We start from the raw sequence: 19,271 nt of genomic DNA on the forward strand, positions 1-19,271 counted from the left end.
CAGCACTGACCGGCGCGGCGGGTGAGACCGATGTTCCGCGCTGACGAGTGAACGTATCGGCAGACGATCACTTGTCACAAGTTAATGCCGCGCAGATCACGTGAAGATCACAGACTTGAGTGTTGGTCACCTTTGCTCCGCCGAACGGTCACACTCCGGCTGACATCCGGTCAGACATGGACCGCTTATGAGCCGGATTGCACCGGAGTGAACTCGACCGGCAAAGTCCGCAATCCGCGCATGATGAGCCCACCGCGCCACCTCAACTCGGCCGGATCCACGGCCAGTCGGAGGTCGGGCAGCCGGGTCAGGAGGGTGGCCAGCGCGGTCTGGCCCTCCAGCCGGGCCAGCGGGGCGCCCAGGCAGTAGTGGATGCCATGGCCGTAGCCGAGGTGCTGGTTGTCGCGGCGGGACAGGTCGAGGGTGTCGGGGTCCGAGAAGCGCGCCGGGTCACGGTCGGCCGCCGCCAGTACGACGAGGACGGGGTCGCCCGGCGCGATGTCCTGCCCGCCGACGCTCAGCGGCTCGGTCGCGAACCGCCAGGTGGCGAGCTCCACGGGGCCGTCGTAGCGCAGGAGTTCCTCGACGCCGGTTTCGAGGAGGCCGCGGTCGCCGTCGTCCTCGGTGAGCGACCGCTGGAGGCGTTCGCGCTGCTCGGGGTGGGTGAGGAGGGCGTAGGTGCCGTTGCCGATGAGATTGACGGTCGTCTCGAAGCCGGCGAACAGCAGGATGAAGGCCATGGCGGCGGCCTCGTTCTCGGTGAGGTGCTCGCCATGGTCCGAGGCGCGGATCAGACCGGAGAGGAGGTCCTCGCCGGGAGCCGGGTCGGCGGGGAGCTCCGCGCGCTTGCGGTGGATGAGCTCCAGCAGGTACCCGCGCATCTTCTTCACCGACCGCGCGACCCCGCCCCTCGGGCCCCCGCCGTGCCGGATCATCATCCCCGCCCAGTCGCGGAAGTCGTCCTGGTCCTCGCGGGGGACGCCCAGGAGGTCGCAGATCGCGTAGATGGGGAGAGGAAAGGCGAAGTCGTGGATGAGGTCGGCACCGCCCTCGGCGGCGAACCGGTCGATGAGCTGATCCGTCAGCTCCTGGACGCGCGGCGCGAACTCGGCGACCCGGCGGGGCGTGAAGGCCTTGCTGACGAGCCGTCGCAGCCGGGTGTGGTCCGGCGGGTCGATGTTGAGCAGATGCGTCATCAGCTCGGCCTTGCGCTCACCGGGGATGCCGGTCTTGCCCTTGGCGTGCGCCGGTTCGTCATGATGCGCCGGGTTCTTGGAGAGCCGCTGGTCGGCGAGGGCCTGTTTCGCGTCGCCGTACCGGGTGACCAGCCAGGCCTCGACACCACTGGGCAACACGGTGCGGTGCACGGGCGCGTGCTCGCGCAGCCAGGCGTAGGCGGGGTAGGGGTCGGTCGCGAACTCCCAGGTGAAGAGTTCGGGAGCGGTGCTGTCCGGGTTGTCTGTGTCGGGCTGCTCGGTCACTCCTTGACCGTAGCGGTGTCCTCGACGTGTTCCGCGAGGGCCTTCCGCGCGCCGGGGTGCCCCATGTCGGCGGCCTTGCGGTACCAGAGGGTGGCCTCGCTGAAGTTGCTCTGTTTGTCGAGGAGGAGGGCGAGGCGATAGGCGGCGTAGGCGTCGCCGTCGGCGCAGCCCTGTTCGTAGTCCGTGCGGGCCTGCTCCAGGAGCCCCATCTTCTCCAGTACGGCACCGTGGTGGGCCGCGTCCAGGGGGTGGCCGGCGTTGAAGTACTCCGCGGCGTCGTCCAGGCTCTGGCGCGGCTCCTGGGCGTCACTCAGCAGACGTGCGGCCTTCCCGTCTCCGGAGGCGGCGGCACGGGTGAGCAGTACCTCGGCCAGTTCGGCCTCGAAGCGCAGCAGGAAGTACACGGCAGCGCTCCGGGCGACCGGGGCGTACCCGCCCGCCTCGGCCTCCGTGTAGTGGCGCGACGCCCTGCTCAACTCACCCTGCCCGAGCAACAGGTCCCCCAGTCGGTGTGCCGCCGCCATGTCACCGCCGTGCGCCGCCCTGCTCAGCGCTTGCTCTGCCAGGGCGAGGTGGGCCTCCCCGACCAGTCTCGTCTCGTGACCGTCCGGATTCCGCTCCGCCGCGCTCCGCAGATACGGCAGTGCCTCCTCCGCCTCCCCCTGTCCGAGGAGCCGCTCGCCGACCTGCCCCGCCAGCTCCGTCTTCCCCGCGTCCACGGCCTTGCGCAGCCAGTCCAGCGCCGTTGCCTCGTTCTCGGAGAGCAGGCTCAGCATGTGCATCGCCCCGGCGTCGCCGTCCCGCGCCCTTGCCGAGAAGACGACGTGGGCGGTGGCACGGACGTTGAAGTGCACCCCGGTGTCGTACTTCGTCCCCTCCAGCGCGCAGCGCCAGACGGCGTCCGGAACCGCCCTCTCGGTCTCCTGCTCCGCGTCGACGACCAGTGAGCCGTACGGCCGCCAGGTGTCCTCGCTCTCCCCCACCCGGCGCGGCACTCCCGGCACCAGCATCCCGGTGACCCCGTGCAGCGGTTGGACGGCCCAGTCGAGGGCCTCCTGGAACGACTCCCTCTCCAGCCGCCACTGCGCCTGCCCCGTCCCACGGCTCTGGCACGTCTCCTCCAACAGCTGCCTCGGGATGTCCCCGGTGACCCCACAGCGGGCGAGGTCCGTCGCGGCCCGGATCAGCAGGTGACCGTACGGGTGGCGGCTGTTGGAGAACCCGGCACGGTGCCACTGGGCCCGCAGCTCCGGGCCGATGGCCAGGTACTGGGTGACGCTGGTGGCTCCGCACCGGTCGCGTGCCTCGTCGAGCCGGGGGTCGTGCAGGGCGGTCAGTCTGCCGAGCTCCTGGTCGCTCCAGCGTGTCCTCACCCGCTCCGACCGCGCCAGCGTCAGCACCCGGGACGCCGGTCCGCCGCCGAAGCGGTGCTCGTCGTACGAGTCGTCGCCCATCGTGGCCACGACCGGGACGCCCAGTGCGGTCAGCTCGGTGATCAGCCCCAGGGTCGGCCCGTGCTCTACGAGGTGTCCCTCCAACTCGTCCAGCCACAGCACATACGTCCCGTCCCGGTCGTGCAACAGCGCGGGCAGTCCCCGCAGGTCCGTGCCGGGGGCAGGCGCGTACACGCGGGTGTGGGGGTCCGTCTCGTGGAGTACGGCGGCCCAGGCCGTCCTCGACTTGCCGGTGAGCGGTCCGCCGGTGATCACCAGCAGGCCGCCCTGCGCGGCCCAGCCCCGCAGGCCCTCGTCGACGTCACGCCGGACGTAGGGCGGAAGTCCGCCGTGCTCGCCGCTCCGCCCGGTGGGCCGCACGCCGACCCTGACCGGGTCGGTCTCCTGCACCGTGGGCCATCTGTCGGGGTCGGTCGGCACCACGCCCGGAAGGGCGTAGGTGTGGTAGGTCTGCTTGCCCACGACGGTTCCGTTGAAGAGACCGTTGTTGAACTCGATGCGGTCGCCCTGCGGTGGGGCGGGACCGGCAGCGGGGGTGCGGACGCGGTCAGCCGGGGGCGAGGTCGGGGCCGGGTGCGAGGTCGGGGGCGAGGTCGGGGCCGGGTGCGGTTCGAAGAGGTCGATCAGTCCCCACAGACCAGAGACCGCCCCCTCCATGCGGGACGTGAGCCCGGCCTCGAAGTGCCGGCCCTCGAACTCGATGAGCGTCTCTTCCGGGCCGTCGGACGGATGGGTGATCTGCACCGGGACCGCCCCGGCTGCCCCGTAGCGCACGAACCACTCGAGGAACGCCCGCCGGATCTCCTCCCGGTTCTCCGACAGCAACCCCCTGTTGAGCACCTCCGCGGCCCAGGTCGCCAGCTCCTCCGACTCCCGTTCCATACAAGCCCCCGCACCCCACGAACCGGATCAGGAGCTCACCGTACTAACCATCCACCCCCTCGACACCCCGGATCGCGTCCCGGTACGCCCTGGCCGCCGCGCGCAGGGCCGCCTCCGGGTCGACGCCCTCCGATTCGGCTCGTGCCGCCAGGGCGAGCAGTTCGTAGCCGATGCCCTCGGCCGTCGGCAGTGGTACCTCCAGCCGTGCCGTGCGGGCCCGGGACACCAGCTTCGCGGCGAGGGCCAGTCCGGGCTGGTGGAGGGGGACGCCGTCCGTCACCGACTCCCGCCGCTTCTCCGCCGCCTTCGTGCGGAGCCAGTGCTCCTTCACTTCCTCCGGGGTGGTGGCGGTGGCGTCGCCGAAGACATGGGGGTGGCGGTGGATGAGCTTGGCGACGATCGTGCCCGCGACGTCGTCGACGGAGAACGGGGACTCCTCGTCCTCCTCGGCGATGCGGGCGTGGAAGACGACCTGGAGCAGCACGTCGCCCAGTTCCTCGCGGAGTTCGTCGTGGTCTCCGTCCTCGATCGCCTCGACCAGTTCGTACGACTCCTCGACCGCGTACTTCGCCAGGCCCTTGTGGGTCTGCCGGGAGGACCACGGGCATTCGGCCCGGATGCGGTCCATGACCTGGACGAGGTCGAGGAGCCGGGCGCCCGGGAGGTCGTAGGAGGCGGGGAGCAGTTCCAGCTCGGGCATGGACACACGGCCGGAGCCGGCCAGGCGGGCCAGGCCGTCGGTGAGGGCCGGTTCGCCTTCGCCGGTGGCCACGACCAGGACCGTGCGGCCGCCGGCGCAGGCGGCGAGCAGCTCCTCGGCCGTCGGGGAGGTCTCCTCGACGGTGACGCCCGCGTCCCGCAGATAGGGCAGCTGCGGATGCGCGCCGTCCGCGCACAGCACCCGGTCCGCCGTGCGCAGTGCCTGCCAGGCGGGCCAGGACAGCAGACCGGGGGCGACCCGGTGGCTGGTGGTGAGCAGGACGACGCGGCCGGGGGCCTCGACCTCGGTGTGGGCAGCGGCGGAGCTGATTGCGTTCACACCCCGAACGTAACCCACACCCGGCAGCGCCCTCGCGAGTTATCCACAGGCAGGACCAGCCGGTCCTACGATCACATGGTCACGTCGTCTGCTGCGTCCCCGCCGCCGAGATCTCCCGTACCCAGGGCGTCTTCGCGTCGACGCGGGCGACCTTCTGCGCGTCCCAGTTGCCGTAGCGCGGGTTGAGGTCCACGTCGAGTGCCTTGGACGCCTTGGACAGCGCGTTCCAGAAGGCGGGCTGGCTGGTGTTCGTGCCGAGCTCGGTGGCGAGTTTCTGGGCCTCCAGCTGGAGGCGGAGGTTCTCGTCCAGGCGCTGCGGCGGAATACCGTACTGCTGGAGCCACGCCGCCTCCAGGCCCTGCGCGCCGCCCGCCTGCTGCTCCAGGCCGGCCCGCATCTCCTGGACCTCCCGGCGGCTGACGGTGACGCCCGCGTCCTCCGCGGCGCGGTGCAGCACCTTGTCGAGGACCATGCCGTGCAGGGTGTCGCGGGCGAGGGAACCGGTCTGGGCGACGGCCTGCGCGTACTGGGCGTCGTCGGTGACCGCGGCCCGCTGGGCCGTGCGCACCTCGTTCACCCGGCTCTCCAGCTGTGCGACGGTGATCCGCTGGTCGCCGACCACGGCCGCCGCGCCGGGATGCGCGTCGTTCCCACAGGCGGCGAGGAGCGGGGCCGACACGATCGCGGCGGACAGCAGGAGCGCGGTACGACGACGGCGGTGCAAGGAAACCTCCCGAGGAGATTGTGCGACGGTGCACAAAGTCTTGCGGTGATCGATGGTAGGCAGTGGGGCGGCTGGGGCCAACCCATTCGACCAACGATTCACCAGGACTTCGGGCACCGCCGCGCGCGCTCGTCGCCCGCTCTTCGGTGCGAGGGCTCAGCCCCACGCGCGCGGGGCGCCCCTCACGAGGCCGTTCCGGTTCAGCCGACGATGGCGACCGGGGCGTCCCACGCGTCGCGGTCCACGGTGATCGTGTAGCCGCCGCGGGTCTCCTTGCTGTTGACCAGGTACTGGTGGCCGCGGCTGTGGCCGGTGTACTGGGTGGCGCCCCACGGCCAGTCGGTGGTCGTGGTGTCCTTCTTGTCCCACAGCGCGTACCAGAGGTTGCCCGGCAGGTCCGTCTTGTTCGTCGCGGTGGCGACGGCCTTGGCGCTGGAACTGCTGAAGCCGTAGTAGCCGGCCCGGTAGACCTTGGCGCGCAGCGTCTTGGTGAAGGAGCGCACATACGTCAACACGGCGTCGTTGCACGCCTTGTTGGTGATGTCGTAGGGCTCCATGTCGAGGTAGATCGGGCTGCCGGCCTTCATGCCGAGCGCCGAGGCCTTGGCGACCGCGTCCGCGCCGTCGGTCGCGCCGAGGGAGGCGGCCGTGGCGGCGGTGAGCTTCTCGGGGCTGGAGCCGGTCTGGCAGGACGGCTGGGCGCCCACGTAGATCGGGATCAGTTTCCAGCCGGCCGTGTTGACCGACTTCACCCAGGAGGCGGTCAGGTTGGGCTGCGCGCAGCCGCGGTTCTTGCCGCCGACGTAGACGGCGGCGCCCCCGTAGTAGCCGTCGGCCTTCCACGCCTTCATCGCGGCCGACGAGGGCGCGGTGCAGGCGTCGAAGGCACGGCCGGTGTACGTCTTCTGGGCGGGCCAGGTGGTGGCCGCCATCGAGGTCTGCGCCGCTATCCCCGCCCCCGCGAGGACGGCCGCGCCGGCCACGCCCCACGTGATGTATCTGCGCTTTCTGGACTGCCGGTGCTCGGCCATCCCCACCCCATCGTTCGTCTTCGCGTACGGCGCTGTCGCCGCGTACGGTCATGTCTGGCTGAAGTCCCCTGATTCGGTGCGACGATACGGCCTCGGCTCGACGTCCAGCACCGGAACGGATCGCACGGTAACCCGCGGCCTCCCACCGATCGGGAAACACGGGACCCTCATAGCCACAAGATTCGCTCATGTCACAGTAAAGAAGCGATGACCTGAAGCGGCCTGTCCGTGTCCTACCCTTGCCCCAGGTGACTTGGGGGGCGACATGACAATGCCGACGACGACGACCGGGGCGGGCGCGGAGAGACGGCTGACGGCCGGCTGGTTCCAGCGGCTCGCCTGGGTGGTCCTGGTCTGGTGCTCGCTGGGCTTCCTGGTCTGGGTGCCCTTCCTGTACGTGGCGACCCGCCGCGGCCTCTCCTCGGACTGGGTGGCCTTCGGCTCGTTCGCGCTGTACGAGTGCGTGATCCTGCCGTGGGCGGTGATCACGCCCGACGGCGACGGGGACGCCTTCTTCGGCATCGCCATCCTGGTGACCCTGCTGACGGCGACGGTGCTGCTGCTGTCCGCGGTGTTCGACAAGAAGATCCCGGCCGCCCAGCCCGCGTACGGGGCGGCCATGGCCCCGCAGGGCCAGCCGTATCAGCAGGGGTACCCGTACGGGCGGTAGGGCCTGCGAGCGAAGGACCTCAGGCGCGGCGTGGGGGAACGCCGTGGGCATCACCGTCGGCGGCACCGCGCCCTTCTCAAAGACGGTGCCGCATCCACACGTTGGGCTCGACGTACACCGCGTGGTCCCGCTCCGGCTCGCACCGCACGGGGACCAGCGCGCCGGGCACCTCGATGTCGCCCTGCGTGCCGAAGGGCAGCCCGGTCCAGCGTCGCCACTGCGCCAGCGAGCCCGCCACCGTCATCGACGCCGGCGCGACCCGCTCGATGCTCGCGCCCGCCCGCACGTGCACCCGCAGCCACGGGTCGTACGGCAGCCCGTCCTCCCGCACCCGGTGCGCGTACTCCTCGATCGGAGTGCGCGGTTCGAGATGCTTGGCGTTCGGCCGGACCGGGGCCACGACCTCGGTGAAGCCCTTCGCCCGGGCACTGTCCCGCATCGCCGCGAGCATCCGCCCGGAGAGGCCGAGGCCCTGCGCGTGCGGGGCGACGACGATCGAGATCGCGCTCACCGTGTCGGGACGCGCCCCGCTCCGCTGATCGGCGAAGGCCCAGACGAGCACCTGGTCCCAGCCCCGCGCGGGCAACCCGCCCCGACCGTCGGCGTGCAGGGCGAACGGCACGCTGTAGGCATGGGCGACGACCTGCCCCCGCTCGTCCTGCGCGAACAGCACGTACTCCGGGAACTCGACGGGGATCCGGCCGTAGTGCGCGTTGCCCACCAGGTCCTGTGTCGCGAACTCCGGCCAGGTATCGGGCATGTCCTGGACCGGGCCGAGCATGTCGGGACGGTCGGCGAGGCTGGACACCTTCAGTTCCATACGGTCACGGTAGGCGAGGAGACGAACGGCCGGCACCGGATTTCGGCGGCCCCGGCTGCTCCGGCGGTCTCGACGGCTTCGACGACCCCGGCCGCCCGGGTCTCCCCGCCGCCCCGGTCGCTTCGGTCGCTTCGGCGAGCTCGGCGGCTTCGGCAGCCGCCGTGGGCCATTGTGGGGCCGCAGCAGGGCCGCAGCAGGGCAGCCACCGTTCTACCTGTCCGCTCACCCCGCGTGGAAACGCTCCGGTGCCTTCGTGGGGTTGCCCCCGGTGGGGAGTTTCTGGGCGGGGCAGGTCTCCAGGACCTTCTCCATCGCGGACTTCTCCGCCGCGGTGACCCACAGTTCGTACTTCTTCTTCACGGCGACCTGCGCCGCGACGTAGGTGCACCGGTAGGCCTTGTTGGGCGGCAGCCAGGTCGCCGTGTCGCCGTCCCCCTTGGAACGGTTGGTGCTCGCGTCGACGGCCAGGAGGTTGAGCGGATCGTTGGCGAGAGCTATCCGCTTGCCGGCGTCCCAGTACTTGGCGCCCTTCTGCCAGGCGTCGGAGAGGGCGACCACATGGTCGATGTCGACCTTGCTGCTGCCACGCCGGTACGTCACGTCCTTCCCGGAGTACGGGTCCGACTCCAGCACGCCGTAGGACACCTTGCACACGCCGCCGGTGAACTTCACCTCCTCCAGATCGCGCTTGAGGATGTCGTCACGGGTGTCGCAACTGTTCGAGTCGGTGTCCGCCCAGGCCGAGCCGAACTCCTCCCGGTCGTAACCGGTCTTGGGTGCCCGCCCTTTCACGGTCAGCGACTCGGCCGCCGCGAGAGCCGCTCCACCGCTCCCCGCTCCACCGCCCGCCGTCGCTCCCGCACCACCGGAAGTCGAACCCGCTCCGGAACCGGAGTCCGAGCCGGTCACCTGCTCCTTGCATCCGGCCACCGAAACGGCACACATCAGCACAGCGGCAACCGCCGCCCCACCCCTCAGACGCCTCACGCGCCCCTCCCCTGCCTGCCCGACGCCACCCCGCACAGGGGGCGCTTTCCCCTGACGGGGACTGGCACACACGTTGACTTGCACCTCGGGCTGAAGCCCGAGGATTCCGGCCTTCTCGATCGTTGCTGTGCCGCTACGCGGCACAGGGTTCGGTCGGGAATCCGTGGCTTCCTGTTTCTTCGCGCCGTGCCGGGATTGCTCCTGGTCTTACCGGCGCTCCGTAGGCCGATACCGCCAGTCCGGCGGCCGTCTTCACGTTGATCGCAGCGTTGGTGTCCCGGTCGTGGACGGTACCGCAGGCGGTACAGGTCCATTCCCGGACGTTCAGGGGTTTGGGTCCGTCTTTGACTCCGCAGGTGGAGCAGGTCTGGGAGGTCGGCTCGAACCGGCCGATCTTGACCAGGGTGCGGCCGTACCGTTCTGCCTTGTACTCCAGCATGGCCACGAACGCCGACCAACCGGCATCGTGGACAGACTTGGCCAGTCTGGTGCGGGCCAGTCCCGCCACCGACAGGTCCTCCACGGCGATCCCTTGGTTCTCGGAGATCAGCTTCGTGGAGAGTTGGTGGTGGAACTCGCGGCGTGCGTCGGTGACCTTGGCGTGGCCCCGGGCGACCTTGAGGCGGGCCTTGGCGCGGTTCTTGCTTCCCTTCTGCTTGCGGGACAGCTCCTGTTGGGCCTTCTTCAGCTTCTTCTCCGCGCGCCGAAGGAAGCGCGGGGAGTCGATCTTCGCGCCGTCGGAGAGGACCGCGAAGTGGGCGAGGCCGAGATCGATCCCGATGGTGCGGTCGGTTTCGGGCATCCGTGTCGCGTCGGCGGTGGGGTCGGTGCCGATGACAAAGGAGGCGAAGTACCGCCCGGCCGCGTCCTTGATGACAGTGACGGAGGTGGGAGTGGTGGGCAGCGTGCGGGACCACCGCACCTTCACCGCGCCGATCTTCGGCATATTCAGACGGCCGCTGTCGGTGATGTTCCAGCGGGCGTTGGCGGTGAACCGGATCGACTGCCGGGCGTCCTTGCGGGACTTGAAGCGGGGCGGGCCTGTCCTGGGACCCTTGCGGGTGCCCTTGAGGGAGGCGAAGAAGTTGCGGTACGCGGTCTCGGCGTCGCGCAGGGACTGCTGGAGCACCACCGCGGAGACCTCGCCCAGCCAGGACCGCTCGGCTGTCCGCTTGGCCTCGGTGATCAGGCGCGTGGACAGCTCCCCGGCCTTCGGGAACGGCTGCTCGGCCTTCCGGGCGTCTTCACGGGCGCGGACCGCGTCGTTGAACACGACACGGGCGCACCCGAATGCCCTGGCCAGCGCGGCCTGCTGAGTGGCGTCGGGATACAAGTCGGGTAGCCGGGATGCATTACTGCATCCCGGCCCCCTCAGAACCGTGCGTGCACCTTTCAATGCACACGGCTCAAGCTCGCCCCATGGGCCAGCGCAGTTTCACTTGGCCTGCACGCCATCTTGAGCGTGTAGCTGTCGATGGCATGCGGAGTGCACGAGACGGAGGTTGGTTCGATCGTCGGAGCCGCCATCTCTCCGGTAAACGAAGTGATGCTTGTGCAGCATCTTCTTCGAGGCCGCGAACCAGTTGATCCACTCCCGTGGACTGTCCGGTTCGTATTCGGCCCCGGCGATGAGCGCCTGATTGCAGAGTGGGCAGAGCCCCTTCTGCTTGTACGCCAAGGACAGGCTCGCTTTGTCCATCGGCGGTGGCGCCTTCTTACGACGGCGTCCTTGCCAGTACTCGGCCAGAGCAGGGTCGTCGGGAGACGCCGCGCCCTTCACCTGCACGTGGCGGACAATCTTGGTCCAGCCGAACTTGGGGAGATAGGCACCGCTGATACGGTCCCCGAACACCCACTTGTCGTTTCTGGACTCGTTGAACCTGCCGAAGTATCTGTTGGCTACCCAGACCCTCGACTTCCTCGGATGGCTCCTTTTCGCCCACTCCCAGAGCAGCCCCCACACATAGTTGTCGAGGCTTGAGAATGTTCGGGAGGAAACCGCATTCCGGTAGTACGCCGACCATCCACGAATGATCGGCGTCAGCGCCCTCAGCATTCCCGCCGCGTTGGAGCCGTACAGGCCCTTCACTTTGGTGCGTAGGGTTTCCCGGAGTCTCTTGACAGCGTCAGCGCTTGGTTTGATGAGTAGCTTTCCGTCGTAGCGGCGGATGTTGAAGCCAAGGAAGTCGAACCCGTCCTCCATATGGCGGATCCGGGTCTTTCCTTCGTTGAACCGCAGTCCTCTCGGCTCCAGCCACTCTGCCAACCGTTCCTTGATCTCTTCTGCTTCGGACTTGCTGTGGCACATGACCACAAAGTCATCCGCGTAACGGATCAGGATCGGGGTCCTGGGGGCAGCCTTCGGCTCGTATGTCTTCGCCTTGGCTCCCCAGTACCGGCACCCTGCTGCCTCTTCCATCCCGTGCAGTGCCACGTTCATCAGCAGCGGGCTGATCACACCGCCCTGCGGAGTCCCCTCCTCGGTTGGTGTGAAGCGGCCCTCTTCGACCACACCGGCCCTCAGCCACACACGGATGAGACTCCGGCCGGGGAATCCCCCGACGGCGTCGATCAGGCGAGGATGGTCGATGCGGTCGAATGCCGCCGACAGATCGGCATCGAGAACCCAGAGGCGTTTGGCGTTCTTGCGTGCCGTTGCCCCGAAAATAGCCTCGATAGCGTCGTGGCAGCCTCTCCCCGGACGGAAACCGTACGACCGGGGTTCGAAACGGGCCTCCCACTCGGGTTCCAGCGCATTCTTGACACGGGCCTGCATGGCCCGGTCCCGAATCGTCGGAATCCCGAGCGGGCGTTGCTTCCCGTTACTCTTCGGGATGTACACCCGCCTGACCGGCATGGCTCGCCAGGGCTTCTCGACCCGATGGACCTCTGACGTGAGATTCCACCGGGCCTTGGGCGTTACCGCCTTCTCCCTGTCGACGCCGGCCGTCTTGCGGCCAGTACTCAGCTGGGACACTCGCCTCACGCTCACCAGCGTGTTGGAGTAGCTCCGCAGCATGAGCTTTTGCAGATTCCTGACCTTGGGCCAGTCCTCTTCCTGCGCTGCCTCGAAGATCCGCTGTCTCAGTCGCCGCACTTCCCCCTCGCATCGGCTCCAGTCGATCTGGTGCCACAGCATGGAGGCGTCCTCAGGTCCGTTCACCGGGCTGAGCGGCAGAGCAGACATGTCCACCATCCTCCCGGCGCCTAACTTGTCCCTCGGTTCGGGCTTCTTCTCAGTTCATTTCAAAGGCTCACCTGGTTCACGTCTGCTCCCTTTCGGGCCGGGGAAAACCCCGTATCCGGCAGGTTATACGGGCACATTCACCCGACTTCCCTTTCCCTTTCGGGACCGGCGTTTGCTTCTTGAACCATCCTGTCCGGCTGAGGAATTCCGCTTTCCTTGCGGTCGGCCTACCAGATCTCTCTGGACCTCAACCGGGTTTCCACGTTCCGCACCGTCAAGATGCGTCCGGGGAGGGTGCCCCTATTGCCCCGTGGCCAGCGGTGTTCACGAGCCTCGGGTCAGAACCCTCGGCTCCGCTCGACGCTTTCCAACGTCCAGGCCATGACCGCCGCTACTGCTCGACATCGGGCGGGTAACGCTGACGAGGCTTTGACAGGGGTTCACTTTCGTTCACCCTTCCGGACTGTCCCTCGGCCTGTGACATCAGATGCCTTGACGTTCTTGGGCCTTGAGCGCTCAGCTTCACACCCCGCCGTTGCCAGCGACGCATGTGAGCGTGGGACCAGACCTCAGAACACTGGTCTGGGACAACCCCGTTGAAGCGGAGTTGTCCACTTGAGCGGTGCGACATCGTGTCGCACCCTGAAGGCGTACCGGAGCTGCATGACGATCACACTAGGCACGTCGAACCCACGTCGTCACCGGGAACATGCGAGCGACCCGTCACCGTCACGAAGCGGGGTCCGGCCCCACCGGAACGCCACCGCGACGCTCCGCGTCGCGACCACCGGATTCGCTTCACCCCCGGCCTGAAGGCCGGAGCACTGCGAATAGTTCCCGGTAGCGAGGGGGCGCTCGGGGGCAGTCGGAAGGTCCAGACCACAACCGGCCCAAGTGGGCATCTCGCACTTGTCGGGAATATCGTCGATGGAGAGTCACCTCCGGAAGGAGCTCTGGATGGGCATCCTCGACAGGTTCAAGAGCAACAAGGCGGCACAGGACAAGGCCAGGAACATGTCCGACACCGCGGAGCAGAAGGCGAACGAGAAGACGGGCAACAAGTACGAGTCCCAGGTCGACTCCGGGCAGCAGAAGCTGCACGAGCGGCTCGGCATGGACGAGGAACGGCCCGACCAGCCCTAATAGGGCCTCTCTTTCGGATCTTGCCGTCGCTCGCGGGGTCTGGCACGCACATCTGCGGCGTTGTCGTCGGTCGCCAACTCCCCCACGCTCGACTGCGCTCGCGCGGGGGGACCCCCATCGCGTCGACTCCCTCCTCCGCCTTGCAGCTGCACGCACCAGACCCCACTCGGGTCGCGAACAAGGCACCGCCGCTCCAAGCCGACCTGATCCGAAAGAAAGGCCCCAGCCCGCGGAATCGACCCGGACCCCGGCCGCAGTTTCGGCCGTAGCCCGGCCCGAAGACTCTTGGGGGCCGAGCCACCGACATCACCCGGCACAGGAGGCCGTCCGCGCAGGGCTACACCGTCGCGGACGGCTTCGCCCTGCCGCCCGCGACGACGGCGACGCTCACACCCTCCCGATGCCGAGCGTCGACTCCGAGGGCAGCAGGCCGGATCCCAGCACCGCGACCCAGTAGTCGCCGAGGAGCGCGGCCAGGCGTTCCGTGGACTGCGGGCCGAGGTTCTGCCAGGGGCCGAGGGCCAGCCGGTCGGTGTCCTGCTCGACGCGGCGGCGCAGGTCACGGCCAGCATCCGTCGCCGTGCCGTCCGTCTCCAGCAGGCCTCTGGCCGTCAGCCGTTCGCTCGCCGCCGTCCACTCCTCGTGGGTCCAGCCGCGGCTTTCGAAGCGCTCGACGGACGCGGCGCCTATCGCGGCGAAGGACACCAGCGCCTCGGTCGGGTCGAGACCGGCGAGGAGCAGGGCGGCGAGGTGACCGTCCCCGCGGTGCTCACGCAGGACGGTCGCCGCCTGCCAGAGCTGGAGGTGGGGCTCGCTCGGCCACTCCAGCGCGGCGTTGGCCGCGGCGAGCGGGCGCCCCGCCGTGTCGGCCGCCTCGGCGGCGCGGCGGGCGAGGGCGGCGGCCTCGGCCAGCTCGGGACTGTCCACCAGGTCACCGAACAGCTTGCGGTACAGCCGGTCGATGCCTCTCAGCCTCGCCGCCAGAGCGGCTTCGGGGGCAGCGACCTTCCAGGCGCCCTCGACGTGCCGGGCGACCATGCCGGGCCGGAAGCTGTAGAAGGCGGAGGCCACGACGCCGGCGCTCACCGGTCCCAACGGGGCGGCACGGAACGGGAAGTAGCTCCCCCAGCGGTCCTCGGTCGGGTAGCCGAGCGCGCCGGCCTCCTCGAAGACCTCCGGCGCGTAGTACAGCACCGCGTGCAGCGGCTCCAGCAGATGCCAGAGCCTGCGGGCCTGGCCCGGCGCGACCTGTTCGCCCGGCTCAAGCTGATCGCCCCGCTCGATCCGCTCGCCTCGCCCGGTCTGTTCGGCCACCTGGTTCTCGCGATTCTCGGACATGACGTCTCCCCCTCGTCGCGTACGGACATCGGCCACAACTTGACAATGACAAGATTGCCCGAACCTCGCGAACTTGTCAATGACTAGATACCGCGTACGCTGCTGCCCATGAACGACCGCCCCTACCACCACGGCGACCTGCGGCGGGCCATCCTGACCGCCGCCCTCGAAGTCATCGCCACCGACGGCCCCACCGGGCTGAGCCTGCGCGACCTGGCCCGCCGCGCCGGTGTCTCGCACGCGGCGCCGGCCCACCACTTCCGGGACCGCACGGGTCTGCTGACGGCGATCGCGGCGGAGGGACACGGGCTGCTGGCCGCCGTGCTTGCGGAGACGACGGATCTACGGGAGGCGGGCGCGCGCTACGTCCGCTTCGCGCGCGAGCACCCGGCGCACTTCCGGGTGATGTTCTCGCCCGAGCTGCTGAGCGCCGACGACCTGGAGCTGACCACGGCCCGCGCGCTGTCCGCCGCCGCCCTCACCAACGCCATCGCCACCGCACCCGCGCCCGCGCCCGGCGGGGACGGCTCGGACGCCCGGTCGGCCCGTATCGCCGTCTGGTCCCTGGCCCACGGCTTCGCCACCCTTCTGCTCGGCCACAACCTCGACGGACTCCTGGGCGACGAGGACCCCGAGGAGGTGTTCCGCGCGCTGCCGATGACGCTGTTCCCCCCGGCCTGAGCCCGGAGCCCGGTGGGCAGCCCGGCGGGCAGCCCGCGGGCAGCCGGCGGGCAGCCGGCGGACGGATCCGACCGGTGGCCCGAGGACGACCGCGACCTACGACCCCAGCACCGTCGCCAGCAGCTCGCCCACCCAGCCCAGCAGTTCCCGTCCGACCAGCGGCTTGCCGCCGACCTTCGCGGTCTTCGGGCGGGGCACCAGGATCTGGTGCGCGGCCGGCTTGATGACGGTCCCGGGGTAGAGCCGCTGGAGGCGCAGCTCCTGGGACTCGCGCAACTCCACCGGCGCGAAGCGGATGTTGGCGCCCTGAAGCACGATCTCGCCGACGCCGCACGCGCGTGCCAGCATCCGCAGCCCCGCCACCAGCAGCAGGTTCTCCACCGGCTCCGGCAACTTGCCGTAGCGGTCGACGAGTTCCTCGCGGACCGCCTTGACGTCCTCCTCCGAGTTGGCGGAGGCGATGGACCGGTAGGCCTGGAGGCGCAGCCGCTCGCCCGGCGCGTAGTCGTGCGGGACATGCGCGTCGACGGGCAGCTCGACCTTGACCTCGAGCGGCGGCTCCTCCTCGACCCCGCCGGACTCCAGCTGGCGCCGATAGTCCGCGACGGCCTCGCCGACCATCCGGACGTACAGGTCGAAGCCGACACCCGCGATATGGCCGGACTGTTCGCCGCCGAGCAGGTTTCCGGCGCCCCGGATCTCCAGGTCCTTCATCGCCACGTACATGCCCGCGCCCATCTCGGTGTGCTGGGCGATCGTGGCGAGACGCTCGTGGGCGGTCTCCGTGAGGGGCTTCTCCGGGGGGTAGAGGAAGTACGAGTAACCCCGCTCGCGCCCTCGTCCGACCCGGCCGCGCAGCTGGTGCAGCTGGGACAGGCCGAAGGTGTCCCCGCGCTCCACGATCAGCGTGTTCGCGTTGGAGATGTCGATGCCGGACTCGACGATCGTCGTCGAGACGAGCACATCGAACTTCTTCTCCCAGAAGTCGACGACGACCTGCTCCAGTGCCGTCTCCGACATCTGGCCGTGGGCGGTGGCGATGCGCGCCTCGGGCACGATCTCGCGCAGTTTCGCCGCCGCGCGGTCGATCGACTCGACCCGGTTGTGGATGTAGAAGACCTGGCCCTCGCGCAGCAGTTCGCGGCGGATGGCGGCGCCGATCTGCTTCTGCTCGTAGGGGCCGACGAAGGTGAGCACCGGGTGGCGCTCCTCCGGGGGCGTGGTGATCGTCGACATCTCGCGGATGCCCGTGACCGCCATCTCCAGGGTCCTGGGGATCGGGGTCGCCGACATCGTCAGGACGTCCACGTTCGCGCGCAGCTTCTTCAGCTGCTCCTTGTGCTCGACGCCGAAGCGCTGCTCCTCGTCGACGATGACCAGGCCGAGGTCCTTGAACTTCGTCTCGGAGGAGAACAGGCGGTGGGTGCCGATGACGATGTCCACCGCGCCCTCGCGCAGCCCCTCCAGGGTGGCCTTCGCCTCCGTGTCCGTCTGGAAGCGGGACAGCGCCCTGACGTTCACCGGGAACTGCGCGTACCGCTCGCTGAACGTGCCGAAGTGCTGCTGCACGAGGAGGGTGGTGGGCACGAGGACGGCGACCTGCTTGCCGTCCTGGACGGCCTTGAAGGCGGCCCGGACGGCGATCTCCGTCTTGCCGTAGCCGACGTCGCCGCAGATCAGGCGGTCCATCGGGACCGTCTTCTCCATGTCGTCCTTGACCTCGGCGATGGTGGTCAGCTGGTCGGGCGTCTCCACGTAGGGGAAGGCGTCCTCCAGCTCGCGCTGCCAGGGGGTGTCCGCGCCGAAGGCGTGACCGGGGGCCGCCATCCGCGCGCTGTACAGCTTGATCAGGTCGGCGGCGATCTCCTTGACGGCCTTCTTCGCGCGCGCCTTGGTCTTCGTCCAGTCGGCGCCGCCGAGCCGGTGCAGCGTGGGGGCCTCGCCGCCGACGTACTTGGTGATCTGCTCCAGCTGGTCGGTCGGGATGTAGAGACGGTCGCCGGGCTGGCCGCGCTTGGCGGGCGCGTACTCCACGACCAGGTACTCGCGCGTGGCGGCCTGGACCGTGCGCTGCACCATCTCGATGTAGCGGCCCACGCCGTGCTGCTCGTGGACGATGTAGTCGCCCGCCTCCAGGGTGAGCGGGTCGATGGTCTTCCTGCGGCGCGCGGGCATCCGGGCGCCGTCCTTGCCGGCCGCCTTCTGGCCGGTCAGGTCGGTCTCCGTGAGGACTGCGAGGCGGAGCGCCGGGTCGACGAAGCCGTAGTCGATCGAGCCGCAGGAGACGTGCACCACGGACGGGCCGAACTCGGCCAGGTCGGCGTCCAGGCGGGCCGCGACGCCCTCGCCGCCGAGCACCTCGACGGTGCGGGCCGCCGGGCCGTGCGCCTCGGTGACGAAGGCGACGCTCCAGCCGTCGGCCAGCCAGCCCTTGGTGTCGGCCAGCGCCTTGGCGGTGTCTCCGCGGTAGGTCTCGGGGGCGTGCATGCCGAGCTTCAGCGTGTCGGCGGACCCCGCCGCGTCAGCGGCATATGTGAACGACTCGTCGGCCGCGAACGGCGACACCGACCACCACATCATGTCCAGCTCGCGCGCGTGGTCACGGACGTCCGCGATGGACCACAGGGAGGCCGGGCCGACGTCGATGGGTGCCTCGCCGCCGCCGGCGGTGGCCGCCCAGGACGCCTGGAGGAACTCCTGGGACGTCGCCACGAGGTCGGTGGCACGCGTGCGTACCCGCTCCGGGTCGCAGACGACGGCCATCGCGCCCTCGGGCAGGACGTCGATCAGCAGCTCCATGTCGTCGACCAGCACCGGGGCCAGGGACTCCATGCCCTCGACGGCGATGCCCTCGGCGATCCTGCCGAGCAGTTCGCCGAGCTCGGGGTGCTCCTCGGCGAGGGCACGCGCACGCGTGCGCACGTCTTGCGTCAACAGGAGTTCACGGCACGGCGGGGCCCACAGGCCGTGTTCGGCGACCTCCAGTGAACGCTGGTCGGCGACCTTGAAGTAGCGGATCTCCTCCACGTCGTCGCCCCAGAACTCGACGCGCAGGGGGTGCTCCTCGGTGGGCGGGAACACGTCCAGGATGCCGCCCCGTACGGCGAACTCGCCGCGCTTCTCGACGAGCTCCACGCGCGCGTAGGCGGCTGCGGCGAGGGCTTCGACGATCTCGTTCAGGTCGGCCGTCCGGCCGGTGCGCAGGGCCACCGGTTCCAGGTCGCCGAGGCCCTTGACCTGCGGCTGGAGCACCGAGCGGACCGGCGCCACGACGACCGAGACCGGGCCGGTCTCCGGGTCGTCGGGGCGCGGGTGGGCCAGGCGGCGCAGCACGGCGATGCGGCGGCCGACGGTGTCGCTGCGCGGGCTGAGGCGCTCGTGCGGGAGCGTCTCCCAGGACGGGTACTCCACCACGCCGTCCGACGGGAGCAGCGAGCGCAGGGCGGCGGCCAGGTCCTCGGCCTCGCGCCCGGTGGCCGTCACCGCGAGGACCGTGCGGCCGGTCTCACGGGCGAGGGCGGCGATGGCGAAGGGGCGGGCCGCCGGGGGGCCGACGAGGTCGATGTGCATGCGGTTGCCGTCGGCGGCCGCGGGGATCGCTTCCGCGAGGGCGCTGTCCTTGACGACGGCGTCGAGCAGACCGTGCAGGCTCATGGGGGGCTTTCCGTCCGAGGGGCCCGGGTACGCGGCGTTCTTCGGGGGATGCGGGCGTACCGGGGTCCGGGGTGGGCAACGCGAAGGGCCCGACGCGTGTCACGGGCCGGGGGTGTCCAGGGTACGTCGGGGTGGGGTTGTTCGTCGGGGGCTGTGGACAACCCGGGGGGCGGTGGGGGC

At 69.8% G+C, this 19,271-nt stretch carries 14 protein-coding genes; 3 read left to right on the forward strand and 11 right to left on the reverse strand.

The features are described 5' to 3' along the window. Window positions 1-185: 185 nt before the first annotated feature. From ACFWBD_RS23535 to ACFWBD_RS23555, 5 genes are all read right to left on the reverse strand, one after another. Window positions 186-1,481 (reverse strand): cytochrome P450, encoded by a 1,296-nt coding sequence (locus tag ACFWBD_RS23535; protein ID WP_385669982.1) that lies wholly within the window; start codon window positions 1,479-1,481, stop codon window positions 186-188. Further along, complete coding sequence (locus ACFWBD_RS23540) at window positions 1,478-3,817, reverse strand: hypothetical protein (protein ID WP_385669985.1); 2,340 nt, start codon at window positions 3,815-3,817, stop codon at window positions 1,478-1,480. The genes ACFWBD_RS23535 and ACFWBD_RS23540 overlap by 4 nt, the downstream gene beginning before the upstream one ends. A 43-nt stretch (window positions 3,818-3,860) precedes the next feature. Then, complete coding sequence (locus ACFWBD_RS23545; protein ID WP_385669988.1) at window positions 3,861-4,856, reverse strand: nucleoside triphosphate pyrophosphohydrolase; 996 nt, start codon at window positions 4,854-4,856, stop codon at window positions 3,861-3,863. A gap of 79 nt (window positions 4,857-4,935) precedes the next feature. Then, window positions 4,936-5,580, reverse strand: coding sequence for a SurA N-terminal domain-containing protein (locus ACFWBD_RS23550; protein ID WP_385669991.1), 645 nt, complete (start codon window positions 5,578-5,580; stop codon window positions 4,936-4,938). 200 nt (window positions 5,581-5,780) lie between these two features. Then, entirely contained in the window at window positions 5,781-6,611 is an 831-nt protein-coding gene (locus tag ACFWBD_RS23555) for a glycoside hydrolase domain-containing protein (RefSeq protein ID WP_385669994.1), read from the reverse strand. 265 nt (window positions 6,612-6,876) lie between these two features. Here ACFWBD_RS23555 and ACFWBD_RS23560 point away from each other — a divergent pair, with 265 nt between their 5' ends. Continuing rightward, window positions 6,877-7,281 carry a hypothetical protein gene (locus ACFWBD_RS23560; protein WP_385669997.1) on the forward strand — a complete coding sequence of 135 codons (405 nt, stop codon included), beginning with the start codon at window positions 6,877-6,879 and terminating at the stop codon, window positions 7,279-7,281. Window positions 7,282-7,357: 76 nt separating this feature from the next. On the opposite strand, the gene ACFWBD_RS23565 is transcribed toward ACFWBD_RS23560, so the two are convergent. The 4 genes from ACFWBD_RS23565 to ltrA all read right to left on the reverse strand — a co-directional run bounded on the left by ACFWBD_RS23565 (window position 7,358) and on the right by ltrA (window position 12,284). Continuing rightward, window positions 7,358-8,101, reverse strand: coding sequence for an N-acetyltransferase (locus tag ACFWBD_RS23565; RefSeq protein ID WP_385670000.1), 744 nt, complete (start codon window positions 8,099-8,101; stop codon window positions 7,358-7,360). Window positions 8,102-8,323: 222 nt separating this feature from the next. Further along, window positions 8,324-9,088: an HNH endonuclease family protein gene (locus ACFWBD_RS23570; protein WP_385670003.1), complete on the reverse strand. Its 765-nt coding sequence runs from the start codon at window positions 9,086-9,088 to the stop codon at window positions 8,324-8,326. Window positions 9,089-9,221: 133 nt separating this feature from the next. Then, window positions 9,222-10,421 (reverse strand): RNA-guided endonuclease InsQ/TnpB family protein, encoded by a 1,200-nt coding sequence (locus tag ACFWBD_RS23575; protein WP_385670006.1) that lies wholly within the window; start codon window positions 10,419-10,421, stop codon window positions 9,222-9,224. Window positions 10,422-10,523: 102 nt separating this feature from the next. Next, window positions 10,524-12,284, reverse strand: coding sequence for a group II intron reverse transcriptase/maturase (gene ltrA, locus ACFWBD_RS23580; RefSeq protein ID WP_385670009.1), 1,761 nt, complete (start codon window positions 12,282-12,284; stop codon window positions 10,524-10,526). 948 nt (window positions 12,285-13,232) lie between these two features. On the opposite strand from ltrA, the gene ACFWBD_RS23585 reads away from it, so the two are divergent. Continuing rightward, window positions 13,233-13,418: an antitoxin gene (locus ACFWBD_RS23585; RefSeq protein WP_384117002.1), complete on the forward strand. Its 186-nt coding sequence runs from the start codon at window positions 13,233-13,235 to the stop codon at window positions 13,416-13,418. Between the two features lie 387 nt (window positions 13,419-13,805). Here ACFWBD_RS23585 and ACFWBD_RS23590 read toward each other — a convergent pair whose 3' ends face one another. Next, complete coding sequence (locus ACFWBD_RS23590; RefSeq protein ID WP_385670012.1) at window positions 13,806-14,756, reverse strand: hypothetical protein; 951 nt, start codon at window positions 14,754-14,756, stop codon at window positions 13,806-13,808. A gap of 108 nt (window positions 14,757-14,864) precedes the next feature. On the opposite strand from ACFWBD_RS23590, the gene ACFWBD_RS23595 reads away from it, so the two are divergent. After that, window positions 14,865-15,437, forward strand: coding sequence for a TetR/AcrR family transcriptional regulator (locus tag ACFWBD_RS23595; protein WP_385670015.1), 573 nt, complete (start codon window positions 14,865-14,867; stop codon window positions 15,435-15,437). A gap of 96 nt (window positions 15,438-15,533) precedes the next feature. On the opposite strand, the gene mfd is transcribed toward ACFWBD_RS23595, so the two are convergent. Further along, window positions 15,534-19,091: a transcription-repair coupling factor gene (gene mfd / locus ACFWBD_RS23600; RefSeq protein ID WP_385670018.1), complete on the reverse strand. Its 3,558-nt coding sequence runs from the start codon at window positions 19,089-19,091 to the stop codon at window positions 15,534-15,536. Between the last annotated feature and the right edge of the window lie 180 nt (window positions 19,092-19,271).

This window comes from Streptomyces sp. NPDC060002 (assembly GCF_042737245.1).
Taxonomy (GTDB): Bacteria; Actinomycetota; Actinomycetes; order Streptomycetales; family Streptomycetaceae; genus Streptomyces.

Excerpts from the sequence above, each read along its gene's own strand:
- ACFWBD_RS23590 (WP_385670012.1), bottom strand. The coding sequence starts at position 14,756 with ATGTCCGAGAATCGCGAGAACCAGGTGGCCGAACAGACCGGGCGAGGC.
- ACFWBD_RS23540 (WP_385669985.1), bottom strand. The coding sequence starts at position 3,817 with ATGGAACGGGAGTCGGAGGAGCTGGCGACCTGGGCCGCGGAGGTGCTC.
- ACFWBD_RS23555 (WP_385669994.1), bottom strand. The coding sequence starts at position 6,611 with ATGGCCGAGCACCGGCAGTCCAGAAAGCGCAGATACATCACGTGGGGC.
- mfd (WP_385670018.1), bottom strand. The coding sequence starts at position 19,091 with ATGAGCCTGCACGGTCTGCTCGACGCCGTCGTCAAGGACAGCGCCCTC.
- ACFWBD_RS23565 (WP_385670000.1), bottom strand. The coding sequence starts at position 8,101 with ATGGAACTGAAGGTGTCCAGCCTCGCCGACCGTCCCGACATGCTCGGC.
- ACFWBD_RS23595 (WP_385670015.1), top strand. The coding sequence starts at position 14,865 with ATGAACGACCGCCCCTACCACCACGGCGACCTGCGGCGGGCCATCCTG.
- ACFWBD_RS23585 (WP_384117002.1), top strand. The coding sequence starts at position 13,233 with ATGGGCATCCTCGACAGGTTCAAGAGCAACAAGGCGGCACAGGACAAG.
- ltrA (WP_385670009.1), bottom strand. The coding sequence starts at position 12,284 with ATGGTGGACATGTCTGCTCTGCCGCTCAGCCCGGTGAACGGACCTGAG.
- ACFWBD_RS23560 (WP_385669997.1), top strand. The coding sequence starts at position 6,877 with ATGACAATGCCGACGACGACGACCGGGGCGGGCGCGGAGAGACGGCTG.